The sequence below is a fragment of the Streptococcus sp. 2020WUSS089 genome (genome assembly GCF_044427405.1).
Taxonomy (GTDB): domain Bacteria; phylum Bacillota; class Bacilli; order Lactobacillales; family Streptococcaceae; genus Streptococcus; species Streptococcus hashimotonensis.
Map to the genome: position 1 here is coordinate 219799 of NZ_JAOTGD010000002.1, position 17565 is coordinate 237363.

Sequence of the window (17565 nt, forward strand, 5' to 3'; positions counted from 1 at the left end):
GTCTATGGATAAGAAAAAAATCAACATTTTCTTTGCAATTAGATTATTGGTCTTCGGACTTATTCTTCTCGTTTTCGCAAAACAACCAGTAGCTCAAACAGAAACACCCGCATCCATTACCAATAGTGATCAAGTTCAAGCTATCATCGATAGGGGCGTGCTCCGCGTCGGAGTGAAACAGGACGTTCCTAACTTTGGCTACAAGAACCCTGATACTGGTGAATTCGAGGGAATGGAGATTGACATTGCTCGCAAAATTGCGGACGAGTTAGGGGTGGCGATTGAATTTACCCCTGTTACGGCACAAACTCGCGGACCACTGCTTGATAACGGTCAAGTCGATATGGTCATCGCAACTTTTACCATCACCGAGGAGCGCAAGTTGCTCTACAATTTCACAACTCCTTACTACACAGATGCTGTTGGCTTCTTGGTCAATAAGGATAGCGGAATTAAGACCTTTACCGACCTGGATGGAAAGACAATCGGTGTGGCTCAGGGTTCTATTACACGTACCCTCATCTCTGAACTAGCAGATAAGTATGGCATTTCAGTAAACTTTGCTGAACTTGGTTCTTATCCAGAACTCTCTGTCTCGCTACGTGCTCACCGTACAGACGCATTTTCTGTAGACCAATCTATCCTTTCTGGGTATATCAGCTCGAAATCTGAACTCATGGACTTTAGCTTCTCAGCTTCTGACTATGGAATCGTTACTAAATTATCTAACAAAGACCTTAACGACTACTTAAATAGTCTCGTAGAAAAATGGACTGCCGATGGTAGCCTACAAAGCATCTATGATGCCAATGGCCTCAAACCAGTCACAGAAACTGACGAATAGAAAGGTGAAACAATATGACAGTTTTAACAACTAGTCCTTACGCTTGGGAGAATTGGATCAGTTATTTCAAGGATTTCCCAACCTTTTTCCAAGGCTTTCTCTTTACCTTAGCCATTTCTGTCGGGGCCTTTATCATGGCCATGTTTTTAGGAATTGTCTTTGGTAGTCTCTCTTCAAGTAAAAATAAAGTTTTAAAAATCATCGCACGTGTCTATGTTGAATACTATCAAAATACACCGCTTTTGGTTCAGTTCATGATTGTTTATTATGGACTTCCACTGATTTCAAATTATGTCCTCATGCCGTCCATCTACTGGACAGCTGTTATCTGCGTGGGCCTCTATCACGGTGCCTATATCGCAGAGGTCATTCGTGCAGGGATTGAGGCTGTGCCTACCGGGCAAACTGAAGCCGCACTTTCACAGGGATTTACCCAGGCTGAAACCATGCGAATCATCATATTGCCACAGGCCATTCCTACGATTCTGCCACCTTTGACCAACCAAGTAGTAAACTTAATCAAGAATACGGCTACTGTTGCCATTATCTCTGGAGCTGATATTATGTTTATGACAAAATCTTGGTCTGCCATGAATGCCAACTACATACCAGCCTTTGCTGGTGCTGCTTTCCTTTACTTCATCATGTGCTTCCCTGTTGCAAGCTGGGGCCGTCGTATTGAAGAAAAGAATAAGTCTGCATTTTCACACTAAGAGGAGGTTGAACGATGAATTATGTTTTAGAATTACTCAAACCTTCAACCTTCCAACTCTTGTGGAACGGCTTGAAACTCACTCTCTATATTTCCAGTATTTCCGTGGTCTTGTCTGTCCTGTTTGGTATGATTTTGGCCATTATGCGAAATGGAAAAAATCCACTCTTCAAGTGGATTGCGACAATCTATATCGAGTTTGTGCGTAATGTCCCAAACTTGTTGTGGATTTTCACTGTCTTCTTGGTCTTCCAAATGAAGTCAACGCCTGCTGGTATCACTGCTTTTACTATTTTTACCACGGCAGCCATGGCCGAGATTATCCGTGGTGGTCTCAACGCCATCGGACCGGGCCAGACCGAAGCTGGTTTATCACAGGGTTTTACTCCAGTGCAAATCATGGTCTATATCATCATGCCGCAGGCCATTCGCAAGATGCTGCCAGCCATCATCTCGCAGATTGTAACGGTCATCAAGGACACTAGTTTCCTCTACTCCGTTATCGCCTTGCAAGAACTCTTTGGTTCTAGTCAAATCCTCATGGGACGCTACTTTGAGGCAGAACAAGTTTTCGCCCTCTATCTCATGGTCGCCTTGATTTACTTTAGCATCAACTTTGCCATCTCAAGCCTGTCACGTTATGTGGCTAAGTCTTGGGCGAGCAGCATAGAGTAAGATTTCTCCCAGCCAGTCGGTTGGGAGTTTTTGTGTTTGTAACAACTATTTTAAGAATGAATAATGATGATCTTTTACCTTGATTGTTACGAAAAAACTTGTCGACTGCACTCCAGGTCTACGAAAACCAATTCTATAGGTTCCGTCTTCCACATTAGAATAGTCAAATGTTTCGACTTTCTGTTTTAAATCAGCTAGTAATTTATCTTCCTCTACTAAGTCGTTTTCTAAACCAAGGTCCTTCTTATTAAAAAATTCAACTTCAATTACCGCCATTTCTTCCTCCATGAGCCAGTCTAAATTAATATCATAAAAACCTGCAAAAGCCCGACCATTATAGCGATTTTCCTCTACCTTTTCATAAAACTTTATCAGTTTTTCATCCTGAGTTTCAAGCCTACCATCCACTTCAAACAAAGTGAAATCTTTTTCTTCCATCAATTTAAATATCTGCTGTGCCTGATTCAGTAAATATTTACCTCTCGGCTGATGCCACATAGCTTGGTCAACGATACCATCAAATTGATACAACATTCCGCTTGGACTATCATCAAAATAGACCGTCATATTTAGTAGTCCGTTTAATGCCTCCTGTCCTTCAATTCGGTTATTGACCAAAGTATCAGAGGATTGAAGTGTAATTGACTGACCGTCTATAACTTCGGTATAATCATACTCTAAAACATCCCATGGGTTACCAATGGCTATAGGACGAAATTTTGTCAACTCCACCTTACCAGTGAAACCATATGACTCCATCCCCTGTTCAAGCATCATCTGATACGATATCAATTCCTCTCGACTAGCCACCCTAGGACTAAATAAGAGACACAAACCAACTATCATGACAATAAAGAAACCAACAATTCCTAACATCAGACCTACAATAACTTTTATTACTCTCTTCATTATTACCATCACTTTCCTTGACTATTATACCAAAAAAGAAGCCCTTTTGGACTTCTTACTTTATTTATTCAGCATCAGCTGGACGTGACTTGCGAGCAATATCTGCTAAGATATGGTCCACAAATTCTGATACAGACTGAGTTTGTGTTGCCTTGCTTCCGTAACGACGAACGTTGACAGCATTGTCTTCCATTTCCTTATCACCGACGATGAGTTGGTATGGAATCTTGCTAGTCTGACTCTGACGAATCTTGTACTGCATCTTCTCGTTCCGCTCATCCACGTGTACACGAACGCCACGGTCTTGCAATTCTTTGGCAACCTTCCAAGCGTAATCCAAGTGAGCTTCCACAGAGATTGGAATCATAGTCACTTGGGTTGGAGCCAACCAAGTTGGGAAGGCGCCCTTGTAGGTTTCAATCAAAATGGCAGTGAAGCGTTCCATGGTCGAGATAACACCACGGTGAATCATGACTGGGCGGTGCTCCTCACCGTCAGCACCAATGTAGGTCAGGCCAAAGCGTTCTGGTAAGAGGAAGTCCAACTGAATGGTTGACAGAGTTTCCTCATTACCAAGGGCAGTCTTAACCTGAATATCCAACTTCGGACCGTAGAAGGCTGCCTCACCCTCTGCTTCAAAGTAGTCCACGCCCATTTCATCCATGGCACCCTTCAGCATACGCTGGGCATTTTCCCACATCTCATCGTTGTCATAGTACTTCTCTTTGTCCTCTGGGTCACGATAAGACAGACGGAAACGGTAGTCGTTTAGGTTGAAATCTGCGTACACATCGATAATCAACTGGAGAGCTTTTTTGAACTCTTCTTGGATTTGCTCAGGTGTCACGAAAATATGACCGTCGTTAAGAGTCATCTCACGCACCCGTTGCAAGCCAGTCAATGCACCAGATTTTTCATAGCGGTGCATCATACCAAGCTCCGCAATACGCACTGGCAATTCACGGTAAGAACGCACATGGTTTTTATAAACTTGAATGTGGTGCGGACAGTTCATCGGACGAAGCACAAACTCCTCACCGTCGCCCATGTCCATAGTTGGGAACATATCTTCTGAATAATGCTCCCAGTGACCTGAAGTCTTGTAAAGCTCAACAGAAGCCAACGGTGGTGTGTAAACGTGCTGGTAGCCTGAAGCTAATTCCTTGTCTGTGATGTAACGCTCCAAGGTACGACGGATAGTCGCTCCATTTGGCAACCAGAATGGCAAGCCTTGACCAACTTCTTGGCTGATCATGAAGAGATCCAATTCCTTACCAAGTTTACGGTGGTCACGTTCTTTGGCTTCCTCACGCATTTGCAGGTAAGCCTTGAGGTCTTTCTTGTCAAACCAAGCTGTACCATAAACACGTTGCATCATTGGATTTTCGCTCTTACCACGCCAGTAGGCACCAGCCACATTGAGCAATTCAAAAATCTGGATACGGCCTGTTGACGGAACGTGTGGACCACGGCAGAGGTCAACGTATTCACCTTGGGTATAAATGGTCAAACCGCCCTCATCATCAGAATGTTCCTGAATCAATTCCAACTTGTATGGATCGTTTTTGAAAATCTCAAGAGCTTCTTCCTTGGTCACCTCACGGCGTTCTGAAGGGAAGTTTTCCTTGACAATCTTCATCATTTCTTCCTGAATGCGTGGCAGGTCTTCATTTGAAATCTGACCAGCCGCATTGTCCGTGTCATAGTAGAAACCGTCCTGAATAGCTGGACCAACCCCCAACTTGATGTCTGGGAAAAGACGACGAGCCGCTTGGGCAAACAAGTGAGCCGCTGAGTGACGCAAGATGTCCAAGGCATCCTCATGGTCAGGTGTTACGATTTCAAGCGTGCCGTCCTCTTCGATGGCACGAGTGGTGTCAATCAATTTACCGTTGAACTTACCAGCAAGAGCCTTTTTCGCCAAAGACTTGCTGATGCTCTCTGCAATTTCAAAAGTTGTCACGCCAGCTTGGTACTCACGAACAGCACCATCTGGGAAAGTAATATGAATCATAATATAAGATATAAAGGGCGTTAAGCGGACACAGACAAAATAGGAAACAGAACGACGACGCAAGCGTCTAGTTCTCGTTTATCTTTTTGGCCCAGTCCGTAGCCCGTATTCAGTTCAACCAAATACGGATGCCCTAGTCCTTTCTATTTTATTTATTTTTAATCCCCAATAACTCTTCTTTCTGAGTTAAAAAGGTTTCCATTTCTTTTTGAATGTCAATATCCAGTCGGTCGGCTAATTCGATCAACCACCAGATATTTTCAGCCATTTTATGCTCCAAGGTATAGGGCGTTTCATCATAGTAACGACCCTGCTTGGTCATAATCAGGCGGTTCATATTGCCAATATCATTGGTCAAAGCCAAGAGGTCCTCTTCAATAGACCACTCTTTGTCATGGTGCTTAACTTCCAACTCTCTGTAAGCCTTGCGAATGGCTAGGCAGCGGTCAATCGTTTCTTGTGGAATACTGGTCAACTTCATCTCCTTGTTTGGTCAAAAAAGAAAATACGACGCCCTCGCAAAAGGACGTCGTAACGTGGTTCCACCTTCATTCGCAGTCACGCTAAAAAGCCTGACTACCTCAGATTGGCGATAAGGGAACCACCCTTTTATGTTTGCATAAAATCATACCGAGTAGTGTCAATCCTATCCTCTATGTGCTTGCACCCACCGCACACTCTCTCAAAGATTTCCTAGAATTGATAAGTCTCTAAAAGCTATTATAACAGGATTTCCTGATTTTTCAAGGATTTTTCCTCATTTTCTTTCTTAGAGAAAATAGCAGAGCTCCTATCCCATTTCCAATCAGAGCACATAAGGTGTAGACAATCTGATAGAGAATAATCCATTCCTTAAAGAAAAAGATGGTTACAGGATAAAGCAGTAAAACCAAGGCAAGAAGGCTAGGAGAAAAGCCATAAAAAAATCCATAAAGAAGACCCGTTAGGAATAACACAATGGGAGTATAGAGCAATATATTCCCAACCACCAGCTCCTTAGAAAACATGGTGTCACTAATCAGATGAAAGGCAATTAGATAAATACCTGCATACATGGATAGAACAATGAGAGTTGCCAAAACCAGATTCTTCCAACTCTCTTTCCGAAGCTTTTCCATTTGAAACCTCCAAATTATTCAAAGAAATTCCGGATTGATTTTACTTGTTCGACTGATTTTTTCAATATTTTTGCTGTTGTGTCTGTTGATTTAACTACTACTTTTTGCGGTAGGTAAATAGCCTCTTTGATCAAAGCTTCTGCTACGCTATCTTGATTAGTATGTTCTTTTCTAAAATCATACGAAATCTTCAAATCTAGATAATATTCAAAAACCTTGCGCCCAAAATTCGTAGAAGAAATCTCATAGAGCTTCTTATCAAGCACATACGGATTCATTGGTGGTGTAGCAATAATTGCCTCAACGACGGCATCTGCCAACTCCTGTTCTCGAATGAAGAGTGTCCCAAACATCTTATCTGTTATAACGTTTTTTAAGTAGGGATTGCTATGTGCCAAAATAGGAGTTCCAGAAGCTAAGCTTTCTAAGAAAGTTAGTCCCTGTGTTTCACTGGTCGAAGCAGAAATAAAGAAATCCGCAGCTTTATAATAAAGCGCTGTATCACTTGGAGCAATCATCCCCGTCAACTGGATGTGTTCATCTAGATTAAGCTCCGCTATCATTTCCTGAAGATCATTTGTATAAGGTCCACCTCCGACAATGACCAACTTCACCTTGGGATTTTCCAGCAAAATTTTTGGCATTGCCTGAACGATTGCTTGGATATTCTTCTCGTGAGAAATCCTAGACAGACTTAACAACATCGTTTCATCACTAGCAATTCCTAGTTGTTCCCGCAACTCATCTGTTTCATCCTTGCCAATTTCTGGTCTATCAAACTTTGCCAAATCAATTCCTGTCGGAATTACTCGTTTAGAAATCGGAACGTTGTAACTCATTAAAAGATCTTCAACAATCTCACTGGGGCAAATTACCCCATCCAGATCTTTTAAAAATGCCCGTACTAAATATTTAACCATCCCAGGACGAATAATCCTCCCCTTGGCAATATAGTGTACGTAGTCTTCATACTGGGTATGATAAGTATGTACCACTGGAATATCTAGTTCCTTGGCAATCATTTTCCCCAAAATCCCCAAAGAAAATTCTGTATGAGTATGAATAATATCTAGTTTATAGCGACTTGCAATTTTTAAGGCATCTGTAAAACCCGCGTAAGCCACTCGACGATCTTTAAAGGCAAAAAAAGGTACGCTAGGAATTCGGATAATGTCCCAATCTTCGTAGCGATTCACATCCTCATCTGTCGTCGTAAAGATAAATACCGTATGTCCCAATTTCTCCAACTCTGTCTTAAGAGTCCGAATCGAAGTCGCGACTCCTGAAACCTGTGGAAAATAGGTATCCGTAAACAATCCAATCCGCATTTACATCTCCAATACTTGTCGATAGGCATCCACCAATTGGTGGGAAACATTGTCAATCGAGCGACTAACCGCAACCTGGTAGCCCGCCTCACGTTTATCAACCTGCTTGTCTAAGATTTTCTGAATAGAATCGACAAAATCATCCACTGTATGTCCCAATTCGGCAACGTTTTCGTCAATCCAACCATCGTAAACTGGAATATCTCTTAGAACAACATGCTGATGACTAGCAAGAGCTTCCAGAACAACAATCCCTTCTGTTTCCTCATACGATGGGAAGAAAAAGGCATCCGCTCCGCTCATTGCACCTTGAAAAACAGCACCTTTAAAATAACCTGGAAACTCGACATTCGCTGGATGATCTCCCTCAACAATTTTTCTAATATATGACGGAATCAGCCATTTATTGATTGAACCGAGCCAAATGAAGCGGACATGCGGCATCTTTTCGGCTACCTTGACAAAGTCTTCAATTCCTTTACGTCGGAAGTAGAGTCCTGCACAGACAACAACTGGCTGACCTTCTTCAATTTTAAAATGCTCTCGAAAGATTGCTTCCTTACGTTCATCCTTCTTATATTTATCTAAATCAATACCATTCGAAACGGCTATAATTGGCGTTGTCACACCGTAAGACTGGATAAGTTTTTTTGAATACTCTGAAGGAGTGATGACAAAGTCTGCCTTTTGGTACATGCTTGCTAGATATTTCCCTACAAAAGGAGCTAGGGTATTCGAACCGATAAAGGAATTTTGAAAATCTTCCTTCGTAGAATGTCCATGCATGATTACCTTTTTTCCACTCCGTTTGGCTGCATGTAGCAATAACCAGGAGCGTGGACCATAGGTATTGATATGAATGACATCATAATCTCCCAGCAGGTCTGTTGTATAAGGAATGCCTGCCATATCTAGTGCTTCCATCTGGTGTTGAAGCGCCCGACCAATTCCTGATTTCTCTAAAACAGTTTTACCTTCTAAATACAATAGTACTTTCATAATACCATTATAGCCCTTTTTTACATTTTTTCATATTTTAAACTGTATTCTATCAAAAAAATTAGCCAGCCGAAACTAGCTAATTTTTCTTCTTTTCAGAGAATTACTCCTCTTCTTCCTCCTTATTCTGTCTGCGTCGCTTATACAAACCGCCAAGAAGGAGGCCTGCTCCAAGGATTCCTGCCCAAGCTGATGATTGTTCACCAGTATTCGGTAATGCACCTTGTCTACGCGGAGCTTGAGAGTGACGAGGCGGGGTTGATTCTGACTCTGAGATGGACTCAGATACAGATTCAGAAATTGACTCGCTGACTGACTCTGAAATAGATTCAGATACAGATTCGGAAATTGACTCGCTAACTGATTCTGAGATGGATTCGCTAACTGATTCTGAAATTGACTCGCTGACTGACTCTGAAAGGGACTCACTTACTGACTCGGAGATGGACTCAGAAACTGATTCTGAAATTGACTCAGATACAGATTCCGAAATAGATTCGCTGACTGACTCTGAGATAGACTCAGAGACGGATTCTGAAAGTGACTCAGATGTAGATTCCGAAATAGATTCGCTGACTGACTCTGAGATAGATTCGGAAATTGATTCACTTACCGACTCTGAGATAGACTCAGATACGGATTCCGAAATGGATTCACTCACTGACTCTGAGATGGACTCAGAGACAGATTCGGAAAGAGACTCGCTGACTGACTCTGAGATAGATTCTGAGACTGATTCGGAAATTGATTCGCTAACTGACTCGGAAATCGACTCAGAGACGGATTCGGAAAGAGACTCGCTGACTGACTCTGAGATAGATTCTGATGTAGATTCCGAAATGGATTCGCTGACCGACTCGGAGATGGATTCAGATACGGATTCTGAAATAGATTCGCTAACCGACTCGGAGATGGATTCTGATGTGGATTCGGAAATTGACTCGCTGACCGACTCGGAGATGGATTCTGATGTAGATTCAGAAAGAGACTCGCTGACTGACTCTGAGATAGATTCAGATACGGATTCCGAAATGGATTCACTTACTGATTCGGAAATTGATTCGCTGACCGACTCTGAAAGGGACTCAGAGACGGATTCTGAAATTGACTCATTTACCGACTCGGAGATGGATTCAGATACGGATTCTGAAATCGACTCGCTGACCGATTCAGAGATAGATTCAGATGTAGATTCCGAAATGGATTCGCTGACTGACTCTGAGATGGATTCAGATGTAGATTCCGAAATAGATTCGCTAACTGACTCGGAGATAGATTCAGATGTAGATTCTGAAATCGACTCGCTGACTGACTCTGAGATGGACTCAGATACAGATTCTGAAATTGACTCACTTACTGACTCGGAAATTGACTCGCTGACTGACTCTGAGATAGATTCTGATACAGATTCTGAAATTGACTCACTTACTGACTCGGAGATAGACTCAGAAACTGATTCTGAAATCGACTCGCTGATCGATTCAGAGGTAGATTCTGATACAGATTCTGATACAGATTCTGAAATTGATTCTGATGTAGATTCCGAAATAGATTCGCTAACTGACTCGGAGATAGACTCAGATGTAGATTCTGAAATTGACTCACTTACTGACTCGGAGATAGACTCAGAAACTGATTCTGAAATCGACTCGCTGACCGATTCAGAGGTAGATTCTGATACAGATTCTGAAATTGATTCTGATGTAGATTCCGAAATAGATTCGCTAACTGACTCGGAGATGGATTCAGATACGGATTCTGAAATCGACTCGCTGACCGATTCAGAGATAGATTCTGAGACGGATTCGGAAATGGATTCAGATGTAGATTCCGAAATAGATTCGCTAACTGATTCTGAAAGGGACTCAGAGACGGATTCGGAAATTGACTCGCTTACCGATTCTGAGATAGATTCTGAGACTGATTCGGAAATCGATTCACTTACTGATTCTGAAAGGGACTCACTTGCCGACTCAGAGATAGACTCAGATGTAGATTCCGAAATAGATTCGCTCACTGACTCAGAGATAGACTCGCTGACTGATTCTGAAATTGACTCAGATGTAGATTCTGAAATCGATTCACTTACTGACTCTGAGATAGATTCACTTACCGATTCAGAGATAGATTCGGAGACGGATTCGGAAATTGATTCAGATGTAGATTCAGATGTAGATTCAGATGTAGATTCAGATACGGATTCTGAAATCGAGTCGCTGACCGACTCGGAGATGGACTCAGATACAGATTCTGAAATCGATTCACTTACTGACTCTGAGATAGATTCAGATGTAGATTCAGAAATGGATTCACTCACTGACTCTGAGATAGATTCAGATGTAGATTCAGAAATGGATTCACTCACTGACTCTGAGATGGATTCAGATACAGATTCTGAAATAGATTCGCTTACCGACTCTGAGAGGGATTCAGAGACAGATTCGGAAATCGAGTCGCTGACTGACTCGGAAAGGGACTCAGATACAGATTCTGAAAGGGATTCGCTAACTGACTCGGAGATGGACTCAGATACAGATTCTGAAATCGACTCGCTGACTGACTCCGAAATAGATTCATAGACGGATTCGGAAATAGATTCGCTAACTGATTCTGAAATTGATTCTAAGACTGATTCAGAAATGGATTCGCTGACTGACTCGGAGATAGATTCAGATACGGATTCCGAAATGGATTCACTTACTGATTCGGAAATTGATTCAGATGTAGATTCAGATACGGATTCTGAAATCGATTCACTTACTGACTCGGAAATCGATTCAGATACGGATTCAGAAATCGACTCACTTACTGACTCTGAGATAGATTCAGATACGGATTCCGAAATGGATTCACTTACTGACTCGGAAATTGATTCAGATACAGATTCAGAAAGGGACTCACTCACTGACTCTGAGATTGATTCAGAGACTGATTCTGAGATAGACTCGCTAACTGATTCTGAAATTGACTCGCTGACTGACTCGGAAAGGGACTCAGATACAGATTCTGAAAGGGATTCGCTAACTGACTCGGAGATGGACTCAGAGACGGATTCAGAAATGGATTCGCTGACTGACTCTGAGATAGATTCAGATACGGATTCAGAAATGGATTCACTTACTGATTCGGAAATGGATTCGCTGACTGACTCGGAGATAGACTCAGATGTAGATTCAGAGATTGACTCGCTGACCGACTCTGAGATGGACTCAGATACAGATTCTGAAATTGATTCGCTGACTGACTCTGAGATAGATTCTGAGACCGATTCGGAAATCGACTCGCTGACTGACTCTGAGATGGATTCAGATACGGATTCTGAAAGCGATTCGCTGACTGACTCGGAAATGGACTCAGATACAGATTCTGAAATTGATTCGCTGACTGACTCTGAGATAGACTCAGATACAGATTCTGAAAGGGATTCGCTGACTGATTCTGAGACGGATTCAGAGACAGACTCGCTAACTGACTCCGATACCGATTCAGAAATGGATTCGCTGACTGACTCGGAGATAGACTCAGATGTAGATTCTGAAATCGACTCGCTGACTGACTCGGAGATAGATTCTGAGACGGATTCTGAAAGGGATTCACTAACTGACTCGGAGATAGACTCAGATACGGATTCTGAAAGCGATTCGCTGACCGACTCGGAGATGGATTCAGAGACAGATTCTGAAATTGATTCGCTGACTGACTCAGAGATAGACTCAGAGACTGATTCTGAAAGCGATTCGCTTACTGACTCGGAGATAGATTCTGATACGGATTCTGAAAGGGACTCGCTTACTGACTCGGAAATTGATTCAGATACGGATTCTGAAAGCGATTCGCTGACCGACTCGGAGATGGACTCAGAGACTGATTCTGAAATTGATTCACTCACTGACTCGGAAATCGATTCAGATACGGATTCAGAGATAGATTCTGAGACTGACTCGGAGATTGACTCGCTTACCGATTCAGAGACAGATTCAGAAAGGGACTCACTCACTGATTCAGAGATAGATTCAGATGTGGATTCTGAAATCGATTCGCTCACTGACTCGGAGATTGATTCTGAGACGGATTCTGAGATGGACTCAGAGACTGACTCGGAAATAGACTCAGATACGGATTCTGAAATCGATTCACTAACTGACTCAGAAAGTGACTCGCTTACCGATTCTGAGATGGATTCTGAAAGGGATTCACTCACTGACTCTGAGATGGATTCAGATACGGATTCAGAAATAGATTCGCTGACTGATTCTGAAATAGACTCACTTACCGACTCGGAGATAGATTCAGATGTGGATTCTGAGATGGATTCACTCACTGACTCGGAGATGGATTCACTTACTGATTCCGAAACAGACTCGCTTACCGATTCTACAACTGACTCTGAGATCGACTCACTGACTGATTCAGAAACAGATTCAATAACTGATTCGGAAATCGATTCTGAAATAGAGCTTGAAACAGACTCACTACTGGACTCCGATATAGACTGTCGGACCGACTCACTGCTAGATTCACTAGTTGATTTCGCGATAGATTCTGATTCTGAGTTAGAAATTGACTCTGACATTGACTCAAAGGTAGACTCACTAATCGAGGTAGATATTGATTCAGAAGTGGATAACGAAATGGAGGTCGAATTGTATTCACCCCTGGCAATTGCCGCATTAGAAAACATGTAGTTTTCGTTAGTCCATTGACTTCCAGTATTCATCGCACTGTTCGCATAGGTCGTTTCTGTCAAAATATTCTTTGTTGAATTGACATCAACTCGGCTGCTAACAACAATTAACAACGGTGAACCTGTATAGCCACCAATATTCAACCGTAAGGATTGACCATTTGTGCCAAAACTGGAGGTTATCCTATTTGAAGCATCTGCATAGTTCGAAAAATCCCCCTCCATACTATCAATAAACTGTCCTTGTGGCACACTATAGGCACGAATAGTAGTTGTTGCCGCTGAAAAACTGGATGCCCCTTTGGAAACAATCTGCAAAATTTCATTGTAGTTATTATTGTTCCTTCCGTTCTCGTTTAAATAGATAACATGGTCATAAGTTCCGTTTGTTAAATTAATATTGGTCAAATACGCCCGAAGAGAATAGGCACCATCTATACGAGTTGCAGGATTTGAATAAACTACGTTTGCATAACGGCTATCTGAATATTGATTATTCAAAGTGACAGCAAACTGCTGGCTTCCTTCACTCTGTACAACTTTCTGGTCCACAAATACCGAAAGATTAATACTTCCAGTAACAGATTTTAAATCATCAACATTAGAATTTAGAGTATAGGTAATTGTACGAGCATCATGATTCCAAACCCCTGTTGCAATAACTTTTCCATCTACCACAATATCAGGAATTTTTACGTCTGCCGGTACCCCGCTACCTGATAGATTCAAACTTTGGGATAACGTTACTGTGAATTGATCTCCAGCTTTAGCTAAATCATTGACAGAAAATTGAATCGTGGCACGAAGTTGTCCCCCTGATAAGCCCATTGGTTCAACCGTCGAGGGAATCGATAATGAAACAGTTCCTGAAGTGATGACTTCTTGATTGGTCAACCTTCTAAAACCACTACCGACACTTGCCGAATAAGTCCGAAACTCTTCAGCCAAACGTGTCAAATTGATTGCATCCTGACCATACTCCAAGGCTGCTTTATCTAATTCCTCTTGTGTCCGACTCTTATCTTGTAATAGTTGTTCAGCCAGTTTTAACTTTTCTTCTAAGCGAGTTCGTGCCTCCAGGTAATCTTTATAAGCCTGAGAATCTGCCTGTTCACCGGGGTCAACCAATTCCGTAAGCGCTGCTTTCATCGAAGCTATTATAGCCTCTAGTCGACTATTATCCCTTGCAAGAGGAACAGTTTCCTCCTCCGATATTGATTCTTCAACAGTCTCCTCCACTACCTCTTCTATAACAGGTTCTGTACTTTCTGAAACACTATGCTCACCATCAATAGATGCGGGCTCAGCATTCTCCGATGCAACCGTATTCATTGTGACTTCATCAGTCATTGCCAGCGCTGTTTCTTCTGTATACTCTGAAGCATATACGACATCCTCAGTCACAACTTGCTCTATCGCTACACCGCTCAATAACGCCCCTATAGATACGATCCCCTTGACCATTGATGGACTTGAAATTCTTACATCATCCAAATCTCTTGCCAATTTTCTTTTGCGAACAAGACGTGTTACTCTACGTAGCCACTTCTTTTTTACCTTATGAAGGCGCACCTTTGTCTCGCTGATTAGTTCAACAGTTCGTCCTCCATCTTCACCTGTTCCCATAGAAATACCTCCTTTTATTATATTGTTTTTTGGCCTATTATTAGTTTAACATTGTGATTTTATTTTAGAAAGGAAATATATGCAAAAATATCTGTTTTTACTCTGTTTTTTTTGTACTAAAAATCTATACATGTTTATTGGTAGTCATGAAATACTGGCAAAAGGTATCATCTAATAAGAGAAAATCTCTTACAAATCATATCTTTTCCCTGATAACATTTTTTAATTTTGACTCGCAATACGGCCATTGGAAATCAAATAAGCTCCCCCTATTCGTGTTGATACTAACACATAATAACAAGCAAAAAAAGGAATTTCTTCCTTCCCACATTCCCATCCCCCTATTACTTGAGCATAAAAAAGAGAGAGAATACTTGTATTCTCTCTACTATTTACTTAATACAACATGGGCGATAAATTTTATAAGTCAAAGTCGATGCGAAAACGCATAGTACTATCGTCAACCACTGTGAAACTATAATTAAAACCATGCTTATCCAAAACTTGCTTCACTAAATACAAACCAATCCCAGTCCCCCCATCTTGCTTAGCACGACTATAATCCGGTCTATAGAAAGGAAGGAACAACTTTTCTATCTCATCTTCAGGTAAAATATGGGCCACTTCATTATCCACAATAAACGTCCCTTGTTTGCAAATCAGACTAATCTTTCCTCCTGAACGACTGTATCGGAAAGCATTATCAATAATATTTTTTAAAGCCTTCATCAACAAGACACGATCACCTTTTATAGATGTCGGAGACAATATAGTTGAGAATTGATACTGGTTAACAATCGCTAATGCATTGTAACTCGCCATTGATTCCTGAAGTACTTCATCTAGTTGGAAAATCTCTTCCTGATTTCGAGTAGAAATTTCCATATTAGTTGCATCCAAGATGGAATGTACCAACTCTGATTGATTTTGTAAAATTGTACGACATTTTTTCAAATAAAGGTCATGATTTTTAAATTCTCCTACATTATAAATCATTCCCTCTACAAGCCCCATCATACTGGCAATCGGAGTCTTTAGTTCATGAGAAGTCATCCGAAGAAATTCTGATTTTTCACGTTCTCTATTCTGTGCCTGTTTCGTCTCTATTCTCAACTCTTCAATACTCATTAACAATTTAGAGTAGAGACGATTCACATCCTGAGCCAAAACAGAAATTTCATCCTGACCAACTACCTGACATTCAATCCCGCTTTCTAAACTTTGCATCTTACGTGCAGTTTCTGAAATCAAAGCAATTCGTCGAGTAGACAATTTACTATAAATTGCTCCCACAATCAGTGCCAGAATAACAATCAAGATCATCACGAAAGGATAGAGGGTCAAGAGTGATTGACTGACTTGTGAAAGACCTGTAAAGCCATATTCCGCCATCAGTATATAGGTTGATTTTTCTTTAGAAACAAGCGTTGTCGACCATGACCCTACTTCATCGTAGGAGCTAAGATTTTTATAATTAGGATGTCTCCCCTGATCATCAGTTATCAATTCTTCTCTTGGCCAGAGTCGCTCACCATTACTATCAAAAAGACTATACAATAAATCTGGACGATTCAAATCATACTTTTCAATATTGGTCAGAATATCTTCGTTCGATTGACCGTCCAAATTAACCATAACAGTATTAAAATTATCTCGTAATTCTTGACGTCTCTGCTGATTATAATAAATCGGCATAGCAAAATAAAGTAGGGCAACGAGAATGAGGGATGTAACTGAAATTAGAGATGTAACGATAATAAATTGTCTACGGGCAAGTTTCATCTAACCCTCTTCAATTTGGTAACCACGACCAACTACCGTTTTTAAGTGTAAGCTAGGCAACTTTTTACGAATATTTTTAATATGATTATCTAACACACGACTATCCAATTCTGTATACCCCCAAATTCCCATCATTAGATTATCTCGACTCACAATATTACCTTTTCTTTTTGCCAAGTAGAGGAAGACCTCATACTCTTTCTTCGTTAACTGTACTTCCTGCTCCCCTACATGAACATAGCCAGCCTGTTGATCAATAAGGATGTCACCTATTCGTATAGTCTCATCCACATGTTTTACTTTTAAAATATTTTCAATTCTCTTCATTAAAACAAGAGGTGAAAACGGCTTTGTCACAAAATCACTTATATCCTGATTAAAGCTAATTAATTGAGTATACTCATCACTTAAAGCAGTCAAAACCAATACTGGAACAGATGAAATTTTCCGAACTGCTGTCAATAACTCCAATCCTGTCATCGTCGGCACCATAATATCCAAAATAAGTAGATCAAATTCCATTTTCTGGATTTCTTCTAATGCCTGTCCACCGTCAAATAGAGGTAAAACATCGTGACCACTATCTCTTAAAAATTCGCAGACTACCTGATTAATAACTAAATCATCTTCTAATACTAAAATTTTTGCCATGCGCTCTCCTTCCATTTTTATAAAACAATCTAGCAATTCTAACAATTAGGTAGCCTGCAATGGCAAAACTCCTAATTCTTAGCGAAAATGATTACACGCCCGCAAACGTTCGTTCGCAAGCCTACTCGCTATCTATTTTTATCGGAAACAAAATAAAGCCTCTGCAAGAACTCAAAACTGTACAGAGGTAAATAATGTAAAAATTCCACCTCATATCACTAAG

The 17565-nt window shown here is 41.2% G+C and carries 13 protein-coding genes and 2 pseudogenes; 4 read left to right on the forward strand and 11 right to left on the reverse strand.

Translation table 11 applies throughout. The features are described 5' to 3' along the window. Nucleotides 1–4: 4 nt before the first annotated feature. Genes ODU46_RS03505 through ODU46_RS03515 form a run of 3 tightly spaced genes read left to right on the forward strand, consistent with a single transcriptional unit; the run spans nucleotide 5 to nucleotide 2231 of the window. Entirely contained in the window at nucleotides 5–844 is an 840-nt protein-coding gene (locus ODU46_RS03505) for a transporter substrate-binding domain-containing protein (protein WP_029187766.1), read from the forward strand. 14 nt (nucleotides 845–858) lie between these two features. Beyond that, nucleotides 859–1557 (forward strand): amino acid ABC transporter permease, encoded by a 699-nt coding sequence (locus ODU46_RS03510; protein ID WP_024410916.1) that lies wholly within the window; start codon nucleotides 859–861, stop codon nucleotides 1555–1557. Between the two features lie 14 nt (nucleotides 1558–1571). Further along, nucleotides 1572–2231 carry an amino acid ABC transporter permease gene (locus tag ODU46_RS03515; protein ID WP_024384909.1) on the forward strand — a complete coding sequence of 220 codons (660 nt, stop codon included), beginning with the start codon at nucleotides 1572–1574 and terminating at the stop codon, nucleotides 2229–2231. A gap of 45 nt (nucleotides 2232–2276) precedes the next feature. Here the strand turns inward: ODU46_RS03515 and ODU46_RS03520 are convergent, their stop codons facing one another. The 8 genes and pseudogenes from ODU46_RS03520 to ODU46_RS03555 form a co-directional block, all read right to left on the reverse strand. After that, a complete protein-coding gene (locus ODU46_RS03520) occupies nucleotides 2277–3140 on the reverse strand; it encodes a hypothetical protein (protein WP_398579233.1) in 864 nt (287 codons plus the stop codon). 64 nt (nucleotides 3141–3204) lie between these two features. Next, complete coding sequence (thrS, locus tag ODU46_RS03525; RefSeq protein WP_398579234.1) at nucleotides 3205–5154, reverse strand: threonine--tRNA ligase; 1950 nt, start codon at nucleotides 5152–5154, stop codon at nucleotides 3205–3207. Nucleotides 5155–5302: 148 nt separating this feature from the next. Further along, nucleotides 5303–5629, reverse strand: a complete 327-nt coding sequence (locus ODU46_RS03530; protein WP_398579235.1) for a MazG-like protein — start codon at nucleotides 5627–5629, stop codon at nucleotides 5303–5305. 268 nt (nucleotides 5630–5897) lie between these two features. After that, on the reverse strand, nucleotides 5898–6272 hold the full coding sequence (locus ODU46_RS03535) for a hypothetical protein (RefSeq protein ID WP_395423508.1): 375 nt from the start codon (nucleotides 6270–6272) through the stop codon (nucleotides 5898–5900). Between the two features lie 14 nt (nucleotides 6273–6286). Continuing rightward, nucleotides 6287–7600 carry a glycosyltransferase family 4 protein gene (locus tag ODU46_RS03540; protein WP_024384913.1) on the reverse strand — a complete coding sequence of 438 codons (1314 nt, stop codon included), beginning with the start codon at nucleotides 7598–7600 and terminating at the stop codon, nucleotides 6287–6289. Then, the gene (locus ODU46_RS03545) at nucleotides 7601–8599 is read right to left on the reverse strand and encodes a glycosyltransferase family 4 protein (protein WP_014637671.1); all 999 of its coding nucleotides are present in this window, start codon (nucleotides 8597–8599) and stop codon (nucleotides 7601–7603) included. 103 nt (nucleotides 8600–8702) lie between these two features. Next, on the reverse strand, nucleotides 8703–9116 hold the full coding sequence (locus tag ODU46_RS03550) for an LPXTG cell wall anchor domain-containing protein (protein WP_398579251.1): 414 nt from the start codon (nucleotides 9114–9116) through the stop codon (nucleotides 8703–8705). After that, nucleotides 9096–9997 (reverse strand): annotated as a pseudogene (locus ODU46_RS03555) (DUF445 family protein); the annotation flags it as partial. The gene ODU46_RS03550 and the pseudogene ODU46_RS03555, both read right to left, overlap by 21 nt. A gap of 341 nt (nucleotides 9998–10338) precedes the next feature. On the opposite strand from ODU46_RS03555, the gene ODU46_RS03560 reads away from it, so the two are divergent. Next, a complete protein-coding gene (locus ODU46_RS03560) occupies nucleotides 10339–11178 on the forward strand; it encodes a hypothetical protein (protein WP_398579236.1) in 840 nt (279 codons plus the stop codon). Between the two features lie 485 nt (nucleotides 11179–11663). Here the strand turns inward: ODU46_RS03560 and ODU46_RS03565 are convergent. The 3 genes and pseudogenes from ODU46_RS03565 to ODU46_RS03575 form a co-directional block, all read right to left on the reverse strand. After that, nucleotides 11664–14909, reverse strand: a pseudogene (locus ODU46_RS03565) (Ig-like domain-containing protein); the annotation flags it as partial. Nucleotides 14910–15329: 420 nt separating this feature from the next. Further along, complete coding sequence (locus ODU46_RS03570; RefSeq protein WP_114866698.1) at nucleotides 15330–16691, reverse strand: HAMP domain-containing sensor histidine kinase; 1362 nt, start codon at nucleotides 16689–16691, stop codon at nucleotides 15330–15332. Next, nucleotides 16692–17342 (reverse strand): response regulator transcription factor, encoded by a 651-nt coding sequence (locus ODU46_RS03575; RefSeq protein ID WP_024384330.1) that lies wholly within the window; start codon nucleotides 17340–17342, stop codon nucleotides 16692–16694. Between the last annotated feature and the right edge of the window lie 223 nt (nucleotides 17343–17565).